Source organism: Bilifractor sp. LCP21S3_A7, from assembly GCF_052118825.1.
Lineage (GTDB): Bacteria > Bacillota > Clostridia > Lachnospirales > Lachnospiraceae > Bilifractor.
This window is the reverse complement of record NZ_JBQKGL010000008.1, coordinates 136,858-153,109: the sequence shown is the minus strand read 5'-3', so window position 1 is coordinate 153,109 and position 16,252 is coordinate 136,858. Positions and strand designations below refer to the sequence as shown.

At 53.2% G+C, this 16,252-nt stretch carries 9 protein-coding genes; all 9 read left to right on the top strand.

The window, feature by feature from the left end:
* Positions 1-217 precede the first annotated feature (217 nt).
* Positions 218-1,387 (top strand): bifunctional lysylphosphatidylglycerol flippase/synthetase MprF, encoded by a 1,170-nt coding sequence (locus ACTQ1O_RS09125; RefSeq protein ID WP_441487011.1) that lies wholly within the window; start codon positions 218-220, stop codon positions 1,385-1,387.
* A 52-nt stretch (positions 1,388-1,439) separates the two neighbouring features.
* Positions 1,440-2,141, top strand: a complete 702-nt coding sequence (locus ACTQ1O_RS09120; RefSeq protein WP_441487010.1) for an alpha/beta fold hydrolase — start codon at positions 1,440-1,442, stop codon at positions 2,139-2,141.
* A gap of 393 nt (positions 2,142-2,534) precedes the next feature.
* Entirely contained in the window at positions 2,535-3,002 is a 468-nt protein-coding gene (locus ACTQ1O_RS09115; protein WP_441487009.1) for a GNAT family N-acetyltransferase, read from the top strand.
* A 304-nt stretch (positions 3,003-3,306) separates the two neighbouring features.
* Positions 3,307-5,913 carry an ATP-dependent chaperone ClpB gene (clpB, locus tag ACTQ1O_RS09110; protein ID WP_441474268.1) on the top strand — a complete coding sequence of 869 codons (2,607 nt, stop codon included), beginning with the start codon at positions 3,307-3,309 and terminating at the stop codon, positions 5,911-5,913.
* Between the two features lie 240 nt (positions 5,914-6,153).
* Positions 6,154-6,327, top strand: a complete 174-nt coding sequence (locus tag ACTQ1O_RS09105) for a DUF4250 domain-containing protein (protein ID WP_441099687.1) — start codon at positions 6,154-6,156, stop codon at positions 6,325-6,327.
* Between the two features lie 235 nt (positions 6,328-6,562).
* Positions 6,563-7,354 (top strand): class I SAM-dependent DNA methyltransferase, encoded by a 792-nt coding sequence (locus ACTQ1O_RS09100; RefSeq protein WP_441487008.1) that lies wholly within the window; start codon positions 6,563-6,565, stop codon positions 7,352-7,354.
* A 151-nt stretch (positions 7,355-7,505) separates the two neighbouring features.
* Positions 7,506-8,399 carry an Hsp33 family molecular chaperone HslO gene (hslO, locus tag ACTQ1O_RS09095; protein WP_441487033.1) on the top strand — a complete coding sequence of 298 codons (894 nt, stop codon included), beginning with the start codon at positions 7,506-7,508 and terminating at the stop codon, positions 8,397-8,399.
* 81 nt (positions 8,400-8,480) lie between these two features.
* Positions 8,481-11,927, top strand: coding sequence for a helicase-exonuclease AddAB subunit AddB (gene addB, locus ACTQ1O_RS09090; RefSeq protein WP_441487007.1), 3,447 nt, complete (start codon positions 8,481-8,483; stop codon positions 11,925-11,927).
* Between the two features lies 1 nt (position 11,928).
* Entirely contained in the window at positions 11,929-16,236 is a 4,308-nt protein-coding gene (locus ACTQ1O_RS09085; RefSeq protein WP_441487006.1) for a UvrD-helicase domain-containing protein, read from the top strand.
* The last annotated feature ends 16 nt before the right edge of the window (positions 16,237-16,252 follow it).

Here is a 16,252-nt window from a genome sequence, read left to right as displayed (position 1 = left end):
ACTGCGGATTCGGCAATGAAAAGGAAATGCGGATTCAGCAATGAAAAGGAAAATGCGGATTCGGCAATGAAAAGAAATTGACAGTCAGCATAAGCATGTTATTCTTTATGTCGGATATCGCACAATCGAACACCAGACTTGAGTCGTGGGAATAAACCGGGTACTGCGGGCAGAAATTCTGACAGGGATCGCAGGCGGAGAGAAGAGGATGATCAGTATGTATGGGATAGAATCACCAAGGAACAGGTATAAGACAGCATCAGCGGCATCTGCATCGACGGAGGAATGGAATCGGGCATTGTCCTATCTCAGGAGATATGCGGAGAATTCCCTGGCGTATCTTTCTCTGGAGCCGGACAAGGAGTGGCTTTTCTCCGAGGAGCCGGAGGGAATGATCAGCTTTGCCAGATCAGGGAACACGATTGTCGTCTGCGGTGATCCGGTCTGCGCAGATGAGGACTTCCCCGAAATGCTCCGGGTGCTCCGTTCCTTTGCGGCGGCGGAGAGAAAGCATCTGGTGTTTCTCATGACGGAGGAAACACATGTCGCGGAATATCAGGCGGAGGGCTTCGGCTGCTTTAAGAGCGGCGAAGAGGCGGTCTTTGATGTGCAGTCCTGGTCCATGCGGGGCGGGAAATGCGCCAAGGCAAGATCCTCCTGGCATACGGCGGTGAATTACGGGCTCAGCGTGCAGGAGTACAGGCCGCAGGAGAAGCGGGATGCGGAGATTGAGCGGCAGTTCCATGAGATCACCGATGCCTGGCTTGAGGAAAAACATACGGCGAGGCTTCAGTTCGCGGTCGGGAGTCTGATGCTGGATCACCCCTGTGATAAGAGATACTTTTACGCTTCCGATGCGAAAGGAACAATCCAGGGGATCAACGTGCTGAATCCATATCTCGGCGGAAAGGGATGGATTGTGGATATCATGCGGAGGCGGGAGGGATGCCCGCACGGTGTGATGGAGCTGCTCTTTCATGATATCATGGAGATCCTGAAGGCGGAGGGTGTGTCACAGGCAAGCCTCGGGGTTGCCCCTTTTTTCAACACGAATGACGGAGATCATCCGCGGCTGATTGAGAGGGCGGAGCATTATATCTATGAAAATATGAATTATATCTACGGCTTCAAACCTCTGCATGCCGCGAAGGATAAGTTTAATCCGCAGTGGAAGAATATCTATGTCGTCTGCTATCCGAAGCATATGTCTTTCTGGATGGAAGAGGCGGCCTTTGCCGTGCTGGATTCCCAGGGATTCAGCGACTACGTGCACGCATTTCTGGAGATGCGGAAGGTGCAGCACGAGGAGAAGGTGGACCGCAAGAAGGAACAGCGCAGGGAGAAGGTGGACCGCAAGAAGGAACAGCACGAGGAGAAGGCAGAGTGAAAGAAGGAGCAGTGTGGAAAGAAAGTGGAGCACAAGGAGGAGCAGCACAGGGATGACAGAATTGAAAAAGCTTCATGTAAATAACATTGATATATCCTATGAGGAGGCCGGGCAGGGGCGTCCCATGATCCTGATCCACGGTAACGGGGAGGATCATACGATTTTTGACCGGACGGTTAAGATTCTGGAGAAAAAATTTACCTGCTATCTTCCGGATTCGCGGGGCCACGGAAAGAGTCACTGGATCGGAGAGCTTCATTACAGGGACATGGCGGAGGATCTGGTGCAGTTTCTGGAGAAGCTGAATCTTCATAATGTTGTGGTGGTCGGCTTTTCCGACGGCGGCATTATCGGTCTGATCGCGGCGAGCAGGACGAGGCGGATCTCTTCACTGATTGCGTGCGGCGCGAATACGCGCCCGGAGGGACTTCACGGACTGTTTCTTCTCGGATCCCGGATTCTTCATTTTTTCGGAAGAAGTCCTTTGATTCGACTGATGATAAAAGAACCGGATATCCGTGATCAGGAGCTCCGGCAGATCCGTGCGGACACGCTGATCGTCGCGGGAGAGCATGATCTGATCCGGAAGAGCGAGACCGATCACATTGTCGCAGAGATTCCGGGAGCCGCGAAGCTTATATTGCGCGGAGAATCCCACGGAAGCTACATTGTACACAGCGAAAAGCTCGCAGCCATCATTCTGCAGTTTTTGAATAAGCGGAAGGGCGTGAACGAAAGCCGAAACAACTGCTGAAACGAAAGCTGAAGCGGCAGCTGCAACAGAAGCTGAAACGAAAGCTGAAACGAAGGCTGAAGCGGCAGATTCGGTCAGATGGCCGGATATGTCCGATTGACAAACGAAATCCGCCCGATATAATCAAAAAATAGAAGACAATATGAAAATGCACCGGGATATAAGTATACGGAAGGCAATATTGTCAGAACTGCCGCCCATATTGGACGGCAATGAATAAAAATATAACAGGAAGAAAGAACTGCCATTCCATATCAGCTCTTTGAAAATGCAGACAGGATTCTGGCTCGCGAAGCGCTCATAAAAGCCGGAATTGATTTTGAGGGCACAGGTATGGGCGCGGAGCCGCCTGATCAGTGACAGCAGCCGTATCTTCCGGAAAGGAGACGTAACATGGAAATCACGTATAAGCGTGCGTCGATGAAAGACATTGACGTTCTTGTGGACACCCGACTTGAAGCGCGGGATCATTCTGATAAAACGGAGGATTCTTCGGCCATGATGCGTCGCCGCCGGCAGGCCTACAGTTATTTCCGGAGAAATCTCTCCGAGAATCAGAACGTGGCGTATATTGTCTACAATGGATCTGAGATAGCTGCCTTCGGGGACGTCATTTTCTATCATCGCCGTCCGTTGTTCAATCAGAATAAGGAACGGGCATATATCTCCAATCTGTATACAAAGCCGGAATACCAGGACACGGAGATTCCGTTCCGGCTGCTCGATCTTCTCGTGCTCGCTTCCCTTGAGAACGGAGCGGAGGAGATTACAGCTGACAGGGAAATCGCGGCGGATCCACTTTACAGAAAGTACGGCTTTACCAGAAGGGATTCCGGGTGGAGCCTGGTCGAGTATGCGTGAGATCATATGAAAAATATCTGCACGAGAGGCAGCAGAGGCAACCGTGTAAAAATAGATATGCGTCAGATGGCGGAGTCAGTTGTGAAAGCCGCGGGTTGCCGTGTGCCTTTCACTTCCGCACGCGTGCAGGCATTCCCCGGAGCAAAACCCGGGGAAAATTTTTTTAAAGAAATTAGCACTCACTTATTGACAGTGCTAACAACAGGTGCTATATTAGCTTCGTGAGAGGAAAAGGTGACATAATACTGAGGTATCAAAATCCTTTTTCCCGACTTAAATACTGCATTTCAAGGGAGGTGTGAGTATGCAAGCTGACAGATTTACACAGAAATCACTGGAAGCCGTGAATTCGCTGCAGAAGACAGCGATGGACTTCGGCAATCAGGAAATTGAACAGGAGCATCTGCTCTATGTGCTGCTGAATCAGGAGAACAGCCTGATTCTTCAGATGATCGAGAAGATGGGCATTGATGCCAATCTTTTCCGGAATGAAGTCGAAGCGGCTATAAATAAAAGAGTCAAGGTTCAGGGGGGACAGCCTTATGTCGGGCAGTATCTGAACTACACCTTGAATTACGCGGAAAATGAAGCAAAGAAGATGGGAGACGAGTATGTGTCCGTCGAGCATCTGTTCCTTGCCATGCTCCGGCATCCGAGTCCTTCGATGAAGGAACTGTTCCGCCAGAACGGTATTACCGTGGATCGTTTTCTTCAGGCGTTGCAGAGCGTGAGAGGAAATCAGAAGGTAACCTCCGATAATCCGGAGGAGACCTATGACAGTCTGAGAAAATACGGCGAGGATCTGGTGGAGAAGGCAAGAGATCAGAAGCTGGATCCCATCATCGGCCGTGACGATGAGATCCGGAATGTAATCCGGATTCTTTCCCGTAAGACGAAGAACAACCCGGTGCTGATCGGTGAACCCGGTGTCGGCAAAACCGCAGTCGTGGAAGGACTTGCGCAGCGTATTGTGAAGGGCGATGTTCCGGATTCTCTGAAAGACAAGACGATCTTTTCACTGGACATGGGTGCTCTCGTGGCCGGTGCGAAATACCGCGGTGAATTTGAGGAGAGACTGAAGGCGGTTCTGAACGAGGTGAAGAAGAGCGAGGGCAGGATTATCCTCTTTATCGATGAGCTGCATCTGATTGTCGGAGCCGGAAAGACGGAGGGATCCATGGATGCGGGCAACCTGCTGAAGCCGCTTCTGGCCAGAGGTGAGCTGCACTGCATCGGCGCGACAACGCTGAATGAGTACAGGGAGTATATCGAGAAGGATGCCGCCCTGGAGCGTCGTTTCCAGAGAGTTATGGTAGATGAGCCGACAGTGGATGAGACAATCACCATCCTTCGTGGTCTTCGTGAGAATTACCAGACGTACCATGGCGTGCGCATCACGGATAATGCGCTGATCGCGGCGGCTACGCTGTCGAACCGTTATATCACGGACCGTTTCCTTCCGGACAAGGCGATTGACCTGATCGACGAGGCGTGCGCCCAGATCAAGACAGAGAAGGATTCCAAGCCTGAGGAAATTGATGAGCTGGAGCACAGGAATCTGCAGCTTCGTCTGGACAAGATGTCTCTGGAAAAGGAGACGGATACCCTGAGCAAGGAACGTCTGGAAACCGTTAAGAAGGAGCTGGCGGAGAATGAAGATAAGCTGAAGGTTCTCAATGCCAAATGGGAGAATGAGAAGAATGCCGTGAACCGTCCGGCGAAGATCCGTGATCAGATCGCGGAGGTTCATAAACAGATGGAGCTTGCGGAGCGTCAGGGCGATCTGGCGAGGATGTCCGAGCTTCAGTACGGCGAGCTGCCGAAGCTGGAGAAGGAGCTTCAGGATGAAGAGAACAAGATCAATAACGACGATCTGAAGCTGGTGCATGAGGCGGTTGATGAGGATGAGATCGCGACAATCGTGTCCCGCTGGACCGGAATTCCGGTGGCCAAGCTGACACAGGGCGAAAGAGAGAAGATTCTTCATCTGGATGATGAGCTGCACAAGAGAGTCGTGGGTCAGGATGAGGCGGTCGAGAAGGTTTCGGACGCAATTATCCGTTCGAAAGCCGGGATCAAAGATCCCACAAAGCCGATCGGATCCTTCCTGTTCCTCGGACCTACCGGTGTCGGCAAGACCGAGCTTGCGAAGACGCTTGCGGAGAAGCTGTTTGATGACGAGAACAACATGGTTCGTATCGATATGAGCGAATATATGGAGAAATATTCCGTCTCCCGTCTGATCGGAGCTCCTCCGGGATATGTCGGATACGAGGAAGGCGGTCAGCTGACCGAGGCTGTGCGGAGAAAACCTTATTCGGTTGTGCTTTTCGATGAGATTGAAAAGGCGCATCCGGATGTCTTCAATGTGCTGCTTCAGGTTCTGGATGACGGCCGGATCACGGATTCCCAGGGCAGGACCGTAGACTTCAAGAATACGATTCTGATCATGACGTCGAATATCGGTTCGCAGTATCTGCTGGACGGCATTGAGCCGAACGGCGAGATCAGCGAAAAGGCACAGGAAATGGTTCATAAGGATCTGAGGGCGCACTTCCGTCCGGAGTTCCTGAACCGTCTGGATGAGATCATTATGTTCCGTCCGCTTACAAAGGACAACATCGGCCACATCGTGGATCTGCAGATCGCGGATCTGAACAGAAGACTCGCGGATCAGCAGCTCAAGATAGAGCTTACCGACGCAGCGAAGAAATACGTTGTGGACGGCGGCTACGATCCGGTTTACGGTGCGCGTCCGCTGAAGAGATTTGTACAGAAGAATGTCGAGACACTTTCGGCGAAGCTGATTCTCGGCGGAGACGTTCACGAGGGAGATACCATTGTGATCGACGTCGGCGCCGACGGAAAGCTGGCGGCAAGTGTGCGGCCTCAGGTCGAGGTCGTGGACTGATTTACGAATGATTTACGCAGGCGATGAGAGAGCGGGATAAAATCACAAAACCGGGTTTTATCCCGTTCCGCAGGCAGGTGCAGCCGAAACAGGGCAGATTCTGATGAAACAGGAATCTGCAATGTGTACAAAAAAAGATGCGATTTTGAGGCAAGATTGTCGAACCGGTCTGATGATATTCTTTCTGCGATATTTTATAATGAAAGAAAACAGTTCATCAAATAAGAGAGGATGATAATAATGATGCCAAGAGATCCTGCTATGTTGTTAAGCTTCGTAAATATGCGTCTGCGTGATCAGTATTCCAGTCTTGATGAATTCTGTGAGGCGGAAAATGTGAATCGAAAACTTCTCATGGAGAGACTGGCTGAAGTGAACTACTATTACGACGAGAAAACCAACCAGTTCAAATAACCGCGATGAGAAAATCGGAACAGGCCGGTGTGAAGAAAGCAGTCCCCGTGTCTGTCATTGCCGTGAGACAGTGACAGATACGGGGATTTTTTTACGCGAAAAGTGAGCCGCAGCCGAATGCGAAGTATTCGGAAGAAATCGTTTTGCTTTTTGGCTTCCGGTATGTCATGTGGTATACTTTCTGACAGGTGATATGCCGGTTGTGCGGGGAGATCAAAACGGAGGTTATGGAACGATGAGTGCATATGAGAGCTTTGCGTCGGTATATGATATGTTTATGGACAACATCGACTATCCGTCATGGAGCCGGTATCTGATCGGGCTGCTGAAGCGGCACGGGGTTTCCGACGGACTGGTCTGTGAACTGGGGTGCGGAACAGGAAGCATGACGGAGCTGCTGGCGGATGCCGGATATGATATGATCGGGATCGACAGTTCCGTGGAGATGCTGGAGCAGGCACAGGACAAAAAATATGAGTCCGGCCACGATATCCTGTACCTGAATCAGGATATGCGGGAGTTCGAGCTGTACGGAACCGTGCGGGCGATTGTGAGCGTCTGTGACTGTATGAACTATATATTGACCGAGGAAGATCTTCTGAAGGTTTTCCGGCTGGTGAATAATTACCTGGATCCGGGCGGGGTTTTTATTTTTGATATGAATACAGAGGCGAAATACCGGGGGATCGGGGAGTCCACGATTGCGGAGAACCGGGAAAACGGGAGCTTTATCTGGGAGAACAGCTATGACCCGGAGAAGCGGATCAATGAGTATGTTCTCACGTTGTTTATCCCTGAGGAAGAGGGAGAGGATCTGTTCCGCAGGTATGAAGAGGTTCATGTTCAGAGAGCTTATCCTCTGGAAAGAGTGGCGGAGCTGATCCGGGAGGCCGGCATGATCTATGAGGGGGCCTTGGAGGCGTTTACCGATCACGCACCGGATGAGAAGTCCGGGAGGATCTGTATCATCGCGAGAGAAAACGGCAAAAAAGCAGAGGAAAAGAGGAGTGATAGAAATGCCGAGTGAGAAAGACAGGAAGACAGCAGGCAGCGCCGGGAGTGCAGAAGACATCGCTGGGAGAGCAGAAGGCGCCGCCGCGAGATCAGGAGGCGAGAATACGAAAGCAGAAAAAAAGGACGGAAAGATAACCGATATGACAGAGTGGAAGAAGGATCATATGGACTATATTGTAAGAGCGACAGCATGCGGCGGCCAGATACGTGCTTTTGCCGCGACGACGAGGAGCCTGGTGGAGCAGGCCAGAGAGATTCATCAGACCAGCCCGGTATGCACGGCGGCACTCGGAAGACTGATGACGGCGGGCGCTATGATGGGCATTATGCTGAAAGGCGAGGATGACCTGATGACCATGACGATCCGCGGAGATGGTCCGATGCAGGGACTGACGGTTACCGCGGATGCCAGAGGGAGGGTAAAGGGATTTGTATACAATCCGAACGTCTGGAATGCGCCGAAATACAAGGGAAAACTGGATGTCGGAAACGCGATCGGGAGAGGAACCCTGACAGTTGTGCGTGATCAGGCTTTCGGTGAGCCTTATTCCAGCCAGGTGGAGCTTGTGTCCGGAGAGATCGCGGAGGATCTGACCAGCTATTTTGTGACAAGTGAACAGGTCCCGTCCTCGGTGGGGCTGGGCGTTCTGGTCAATACCGATCAGTCGGTTGAGCAGGCCGGCGGATTTATCATTCAGCTCATGCCCGGATACACCGATGAAACCGTGAACCGTCTGGAGGAAAATCTGAAGAAGATCCATTCCGTCACGAAGCTTCTGGAGGACGGCCTTTCGCCGGAGGAAATCCTTCAGACCATCCTGGCGGATATGGATCTGGAGCTTCTGGACACCGTGCCTGCGGAATTTTACTGCAACTGCAGCAGGGAGCGTGTGACGAAGGTGTTGCTGAGCATCGGCGAGAAGGACCTGCAGGAAATGATCGACGAGGGAAAGCCGGTAGAGCTTGCCTGTCACTTCTGCGGCAAGAAATATTCCTTCAGCGTGGACGAACTGAAGATCCTTCTGGCTGCGGCAAGGGCAAGGAAGCAGAAAAGCTGAAGCATGGAGGAGAGTTAATACGCTGAACATGCTGTACGGCATGATAAAATGTGTTTGAATATGGATCAAGGGAGGATGCGCATGTCTCTTGAATTTGTAGCGGGAAGAAGCGGAGCCGGAAAATCATATCAGGTTTACCATGAAATCATCCGGGAGTCCATGGAAGAGCCGGAGAGACAGTTTCTCGTCATAGTCCCGGAGCAATTCACCATGCAGACGCAGAAGGAAATTGTTCAGATGCATCCGAGAAAGGGAATGATGAATCTGGACGTGCTCAGCTTCAACAGGCTGGCGTGGCGGGTCTTTGAGAAGGTGGGAGGCAATACGCTGCCGGTTCTGGATGATCTCGGGAAGAGCCTGATTACCCAGAGGGTGATCGGAACAGAACAGAAGAAGCTCAGGGTTCTCGGCAGAACCTTGTCCCGCCAGGGCGCGGCGGAAGAAATGAAGTCTCTGATCTCCGAGCTTCTGCAGTACCGGGTGGAAGAGTCGGATCTGGACCGCTGGATCGAGGAGTCCGGGGAAAAAAAGCAGAACCGTCTTGCCATGAAGCTTACGGATATTCGGACCGTCTATCACGGGTTCCGCACCTTCATTTCGGATCACTATCTGACGGCAGAGGAGGTTCCGGGCGTGCTCTGTGACGTCATCGGCAGGTCGGATCTCGTGAAGGGAAGCCGCATCGTGCTGGACGGCTTCACCGGCTTTACTCCGGTACAGCTGGAGGTCGTGCGGGAACTCCTTCGACTGGCGGACCGTGTCACGGTGGTTCTCACCGCAGATACGCCGGAGAACCTTTACGGCAGCAGAAATATTCACCGGCTTTTCCATATGTCGTGCGAGACCTATCGGAAGGTCAGTGCGCTGGCGGAGGAGACGCGCACGGAGATCCGGCCGGTGAAATGGGTTGATCCCGGAGATAAAAGCCGGTTTGCGAATAGCCCGGAGCTTCAGTTCATGGAGAAGAATCTGTTCCGGTACTGCCGGGACGGCTATCACGGGAAGAAGGAGGATGGTCATCAGATTCATATAACCGAGGCAGGAAACCCGGAGCAGGAGATACGCGCCGCGGCAGGTCAGATCTGCCGGCTTGTCCGGGAGAAGGGCTATCATTACCGGGACTTTGCGGTTGTCACCGGCGATCTCGATACCTATGGAAGAGAGGCTGTCAGGATCTTCCGGTCGGCGCAGATTCCGTGCTTTCTGGATCAGAAGAAAAAAGTGATGTCCAATCAGATGGTTGAATTCATCCGGGCGGCTGTGGACATGGTCCGGGACAATTATTCGTATGACAGCGTCTTCCGGTATCTTCACAGCGGGCTGTCGCTTATGGGTGAAGAGGAGATTCAGAATCTGGAGGACTATTGTCTGGCGCTCGGCATACATGGAAGAAAGAAGTTCGAAGAAGCATGGACCCGCACATCCCGCAGCATGAAGCCGGACATGCTTCTTTTTTACAATGAGCTGCGTGAAAAATTCGCGCGGGAGACGCAGGCACTTCACGACGGACTTCATGAAAGAAATTCCACGGTGCGCCGCAGGACAAGGCTGCTCTATGAGTTCCTGGTCCGTCAGGATGTGCAGAACCGTATGCGGAAGAGAGCAGATTCGTTCCGGGAGATGGGAGATGTCTCATCGGCGAGGGAATACGACCGCATTTTCGAGCAGGTCATGGGAATGTTTGACCGGCTGGCAGAAGTGCTCGGCGATGAGAAGATGAAGCTCTCGGACTATCAGGAAATTCTCGACGCTGGATTCGGGGAGATGAGCATCGGTCTGATACCGCCCGGAGAGGATCAGGTCCTGGTCGGCGATATCGAAAGAACCAGGCTGAAGAAGATTCGGGTGATGTTTTTCGTCGGCATTAACGAGGGGATTATTCCAAAGCCGATTCCCGCGGGAGGCATCCTGTCAGAGCCCGACAGGGAGAAGCTATCGGACCAGAAGGCAGAGCTTTCGCCCACATCACGCGAGCAGATGTACAGACAGCGGTTTTATCTGTATCTGGCGATGACCAAGGCATCAGACGCGCTCTGGCTGTCCTGGAGCAGAAGCGGAAGCGGTGGAGAATCCCTGCTTCCCTCGTATCTTGTCGGGACGATCCGCCGGATGTTCCCGGATGTACCTGCCCTGGTTCAGGAGGAACTCGAGAATAAGGATACCACGCTCCGCATGGAGACGCGCGATGGTCAGATGGAATATCTGCTCGAGGAGCTGCAGCAGATGCCGGAGAAAATGCCTTCCGGAGCTTCCGTCGAGCTTCTGCGCCGGATGCTGCGGGATCCGGAGGGAAAAAAGAGGGCGGAAGCTCTCCTTGAAGCGGTTCGCGCGCGCAATCCGGAAAAAGGTCTGGGATATCTTCTGGCGGAGAAGCTTTACGGAAAAGAACTGCTGAATTCCGTCACCCGGCTGGAGGAAATGGCTTCCTGTGAGTTCCGGCATTTCCTGGACTATGGGCTTCGGCTGAAGGAGAGGGATGAGTATGTCTTCACGCCGGCAGACTTCGGAACGGTGATGCACGATTCCCTTCAGGTCTTCTCGGAAACGCTTGCCAGGAGGGGACTCGACTGGGGGTCTCTGCCGGACGGTGAGCGTGACCGGATTGCGGATGAATCGCTCACCCGCGTGACAGACGGCTACAATAACCGGATTCTGTTCAGCACGAAACGAAACGAGTATATGATGAAGCGGCTCCGGGAGATCCTGCGCCGGACCGTGTGGGCGCTTCAGCAGCAGGTGAAGAAAGGACAGTTCCGGCCGTCGGATTTCGAGTTTGATTTTGGCGATGATCTTAGCGCGGTTCATTTTCGGCTGGATCATGGCGCCTCGATGAGGATGATCGGAAGAATCGACCGCCTGGATACCTGTGAGACGAAGAGCACCAGATATATCAAGATTATCGACTACAAGACCGGAAGTACAAAGCTGGATCTGGAGGATATGTATTACGGGCTTCAGCTTCAGCTTGCGGTCTACATGAACGCGGCACTGGAGGCGGATCAGAGAAAGCATCCCGGAAGCAGAACCGAGCCGGCCGGGATCTTCTATTACCATATCGAAGATCCGGTCATCGAAGAGGAGAAGGCCAGTACCGAGACAGAGAGGCTGGAGGAGATTCTGAAACAGCTCCGGCCCCAGGGCCTGTGCCGGTCAGAGATGGAGGTTCTGAAGCTGTTAGATCAGAGTCTGGAAAAGGGTGTATCCTCTGATGTGATTCCGGCAGGGGTGAAGAAAGACGGTTCACTGACGAAGTCGTCTCAGACGGAATCTCTGGAGAATTTTGGCCGGATCCGGGATTACACAAACCGCAAGGTGAAGGACCTCGGAAACCGGATCGTACAGGGGCATATCAAGGCGGATCCGTATGTGCGGGAGGGGAAGGACCGGAATGCCTGTACCTTCTGTCCGTATCAGGGCATCTGCGGTTTTGACCGTCGGATTCCGGGCTTTGAGTACCGGAGACTGCCGAAGCTGAAACGGGAGGATATTCTGGAGGCAATCGGAAAGTCGGAGAAGGAGGAATTGTGAGATGGCGGTTAAGTGGACGGCGGACCAGGAACTGGTAATTCGTCAGAGAAATACAAATATTCTCGCTTCCGCAGCGGCGGGTTCCGGAAAAACAGCGGTTCTGGTCGAGCACATTATTCGCCGGGTCACAGATCCGGATCATCCGATCAATATAGACCAGCTTCTGGTGGTTACCTTTACGCGGGCGGCAGCAGGAGAGATGAAGGACAGAATCGGGCGTGCACTGGAGGAGAAGCTCAGGGAGAACCCAGAGAATGTTCATCTGCAGCGGCAGGGGGTTCTGCTTCATCATGCGCAGATCAATACCATTCACGGCTTCTGCACATATGTCATCCAGAACTATTTTCATCGGATCCATATGGACCCCGGCTATCGGATCGCGGAAGAGGGCGAGCTGAAGATGCTGAAGGCCAGGGTCCTTCAGGACATGCTGGAGGAACAGTATCAGCTTGCCTCCGGGGAAGGCGGAGCACAGGAATCTGCGGAAGAAGACGCGAAAAGAGCGGGCTATGTGGAAGAAGCGGACAGCGCGGATAATCCGGAAGGGGCAGACGGCGCCGGACATACGGAAGAAGCGGACAGCGCAGACGGTCTGGAAAAATCGATGGTATCTGGGGATACAGAAAAACAGGACAGCACAGATGATTTGGAAAAGCAGACCGGAATGTTCCGCCGTTTTATGGACGCGTATGCGCCGGGAAAATCTGACAGCCGCGCCGAGGATCTGATCCTGAAAATCAGTAAATTTGCCATGAGTGATCCGGATCCGCGCCAATGGCTGAGAAATGCAGCGGAAGCCTGCCGTGTCGATACGGCGGAGAAGCTTTCGGAAACGGATTGGATGCAGGATATCGTAAGGGAAGCCAGCATGCTTGTGGAGGATGCCGTGAGTCTCGCAGAGCAGAATCTTGAAGAAGCCGGGAAAGCAGGAGGACCGCTCGGATACATCCCGGCTCTGGAGAGTGATCTGGAGCTGGCGGAAAAGCTTGAGAGCTGCCGCAGCTACGGCGATTTTTATCAGGTATTAAGCGGGAGGAATTTTGCAAAGCTTTCCTCCCGGAAAACCGAGGGTGAGGATCCGGTTCTCCGGGAACAGGTCAAAAACAGCAGGAATCTGTTCAAGAATATGATTGACTCGCTGCGGGCGGAGAGCTTTTCCCGTTCGGAGGAGGAAATCCTCGGTGAGCTTGTCCGGATAAAACCCTATGCGGAGGAGCTGGCGCGGCTGACGGAGCTGTTCATGGACCGGTTTGCCGCGGCAAAAAGACAGAGAAATATTGCGGATTTCAGTGATCTGGAGCATTTTGCCCTTCGAATTCTGCTGGAAAAACAGGAGGATGGTACATACCGGAGAACGGATGCGGCGAGGGAACTTGCCGAGCAGTACGCAGAGATCATAACCGACGAATACCAGGACAGCAACTACATTCAGGAAGCAATCCTGGAGGCAGTCTCCGGGACGGAGGAGAAAAGATATGACCGGTTCATGGTCGGAGATATGAAGCAGTCCATTTATGGCTTCCGTATGGCACGGCCGGATCTGTTTCTTGCGAAATACATGGAATATCCGCTCCTGTCGGCATCTTCAGCATCTGGAAACATGCAGAAAGCAGCCGGGAAGAACAGCAAGGCAGCTGTGGGAAACAGCGGGGCGGCCGGAGAGAACAGCAAGGCAGCTGTGGAGAACAGCGGGGCGGCCGGAGAAAGCAGTGAGACAGCTGTGGAGAACAGCGGGATAGCCGACAGAATGCGGAGTGTACGGATCAATCTGGACCGGAACTTCCGAAGCAGAAGAGAGGTGCTGGACTGTACGAACGCGATCTTCCACAGACTGATGATACCGGAGCTCGGCGGGATCCGCTACGACGACGCACAGGCACTTCATTACGGCGCGGATTATCCGGAAGGCGAGGATCCGGATTTTCCAAAGGCAGAGCTGCTTCTGATTAACAAGGCTGCTCCGGAATTTGAGGATGACAGGAGCAGTGAGGCAATGGCAAGAGCGGAGGCGCTTGCCATCGCCGGAAGGATACGGGAGCTGACGGCCTCCGGGAAGGTCTGGGACAGGGACGCAGGAGCATTTCGTCCGCTGACATACCGGGACTGCGTGATTCTGATGCGTTCACCGGGCCGGTGGGGGGACATTTTTGTCAGCACCCTTCAGGATGAGGGGATTCCTGCCTATATGACTTCAAAGGATGGGTATTTTTCCGCGCTTGAGGTCACGACCGTCCTGAATTACCTGAATATCCTGGACAATCCGGGCCAGGACATTCCGCTGACAGCGGTTCTGCGCTCACCGATCGTCGGATGTACCGATGCGGAGCTGGCGGAGCTTCGGATTTCAGATCCGGAAGGAAGCATGTATCAGATCGTGAAGGAATATGCGGACGGCGGTGAAAAAGAGCAGAATCCGGCGCTTGCGGCAAAGCTGCGTGCCTTTCTCGGGCAGCTCTCTGATTTCCGTGAGAGGATTCCCTGTACAGAGGTTCATGAGCTGATCGGACAGGTGATCGAGGAAACCGGGTATGGAAGGTATGCCTCGGCGATGCCGGCGGGCGCGCAGCGGGAGGCAAACCTGAAGATGCTCGTTGAGAAGGCGGTGGATTATGAGAAGACGAGCTATCACGGGCTGTTTAATTTCATCCGTTACATCGAAAGGATGAAAAAATATGAGGTGGACTACGGGGAAGTAAACCTGTTCAGTGAAGCCGAGAATACGGTCCGGATCATCTCTGTGCATAAGAGCAAGGGCCTGGAATTTCCAGTTGTATTTGTGGCGGGGCTTGGAAATCATTTCAATTTCAAGGACGCGCAGAGCAGGATCGTACTGCACGCGAAGTACGGAATCGGGATGGAAATGGTGGATCCTGACCGCCATACCAGATGCAGCTCTGTGATGCAGACTGCGATCCGGAAGGCGATCCGGCGGGATACACTGGGGGAAGAAATCCGAATTCTCTACGTGGCGATGACACGCGCGAGAGAAAAACTGATTCTCACCGGAATTGTGTCTGATAAAGACAGAATAGAAGAGACAATGCGTCTGCAGGAGGATACCGAGATCCGGACAGCCGCCGGAGAGACACCAGAGGCAGCAGTTCGCGATCAAAGGATACAGCTTCAGAAACCGCTTTCCTATCACCGGCTGGTAAGCGCCAAATGTCCGCTGGACTGGGTGATGATGGCGGCGCCGTCCGGGAAGGTTCTCACGATCCGTGAAGTGAGGGCGGAGGAGATGGCGGACAGAACGATGCAGTCGAATGTTGAAGCGGACCGCATGGTGGACGCCCTCAGGCAGATGATTCGTTCTGATGCGGTCTGCGACGGACAGGTCCATGATTTCCTGGATCGAAGAGAGAACTTCCGCTATCCTTATCAGAGAGCAGCTGAGCTGCCGGCGAAGATGACTGTGACAGAGATCAAGATGCGCTCCATGGAGGTCATGGAGGAGGAAAAAGGAGCGGAGCCCTTTGCGGAGGAGCCGGAGGTTCCGTATGTTCCGGAGTTCATGAGAGAGGAAGGACACAGAGAAGCTGCGGGAGCAGCGAGGGGAACCATTTACCATCATGTGCTGGAGTGTCTGGATTATCTGTCCGTGGACCGGATTTTCCGGAGAGAGGAAACCGGAGGCGAATCGTCCGGGGATCCGGAACTTCAGGAAGGATTCGCAGAGAATCCGGAAGTCAAGGAAGGACTTGCGGAGGATCCGGATTTTCAGGAAGGATTCGCAGAGAATCCGGAAGTCAAGGAAGGACTTGCGGAGGATCCGGATTTTCAGGAAGGATTCGCAGATAATCTGGAAGTCAAAGGAGGACTCGCGGGGGATCCGGATCTTGAGGAAAGGCTTGCAGAGGAGATCCGAAGGCAAGTGCGGGATATGGAGTCGCGGGGACTTCTGTCAGAGACTGACGCGGTATGTGTGATGCCGGAAGATATAGTGAGGTTTCTGAAATCGGGAATCGGAATCCGGATGCGAAGGGCGGCGCTGGAGGGAGTCCTGCGCAGGGAGCAGCCCTTCGTCATCGATATTCCGGCAAAAGACATTGACAGCAGCTGGCCGGCGGATGAGAACATTCTGGTGCAGGGTACGATTGACGCATATTTTTCCGAGAACGGAAAATATGTGATCGTCGATTACAAGACGGACAAAGTTCGCACCGGTGACGGCAGAGATCTGGTGGAGAAGTATCAGAAGCAGCTGGAATATTACAGCCGGGCTCTTTCCGGAATCACCGGAGTCGAGGTGGCGGAGACGTATATTTATTCGGTTGCGCTGGGGAGGGATATCCGCGTCAGTGGATACTGATAAATCAGATGTTCTG

Bases quoted from the DNA above. Each gene is read 5' to 3' on its own strand.
- ACTQ1O_RS09125 (WP_441487011.1), top strand. From the start codon at position 218: ATGTATGGGATAGAATCACCAAGGAACAGGTATAAGACAGCATCAGCG.
- ACTQ1O_RS09120 (WP_441487010.1), top strand. From the start codon at position 1,440: ATGACAGAATTGAAAAAGCTTCATGTAAATAACATTGATATATCCTAT.
- ACTQ1O_RS09115 (WP_441487009.1), top strand. From the start codon at position 2,535: ATGGAAATCACGTATAAGCGTGCGTCGATGAAAGACATTGACGTTCTT.
- clpB (WP_441474268.1), top strand. From the start codon at position 3,307: ATGCAAGCTGACAGATTTACACAGAAATCACTGGAAGCCGTGAATTCG.
- ACTQ1O_RS09105 (WP_441099687.1), top strand. From the start codon at position 6,154: ATGATGCCAAGAGATCCTGCTATGTTGTTAAGCTTCGTAAATATGCGT.
- ACTQ1O_RS09100 (WP_441487008.1), top strand. From the start codon at position 6,563: ATGAGTGCATATGAGAGCTTTGCGTCGGTATATGATATGTTTATGGAC.
- hslO (WP_441487033.1), top strand. From the start codon at position 7,506: ATGGACTATATTGTAAGAGCGACAGCATGCGGCGGCCAGATACGTGCT.
- addB (WP_441487007.1), top strand. From the start codon at position 8,481: ATGTCTCTTGAATTTGTAGCGGGAAGAAGCGGAGCCGGAAAATCATAT.
- ACTQ1O_RS09085 (WP_441487006.1), top strand. From the start codon at position 11,929: ATGGCGGTTAAGTGGACGGCGGACCAGGAACTGGTAATTCGTCAGAGA.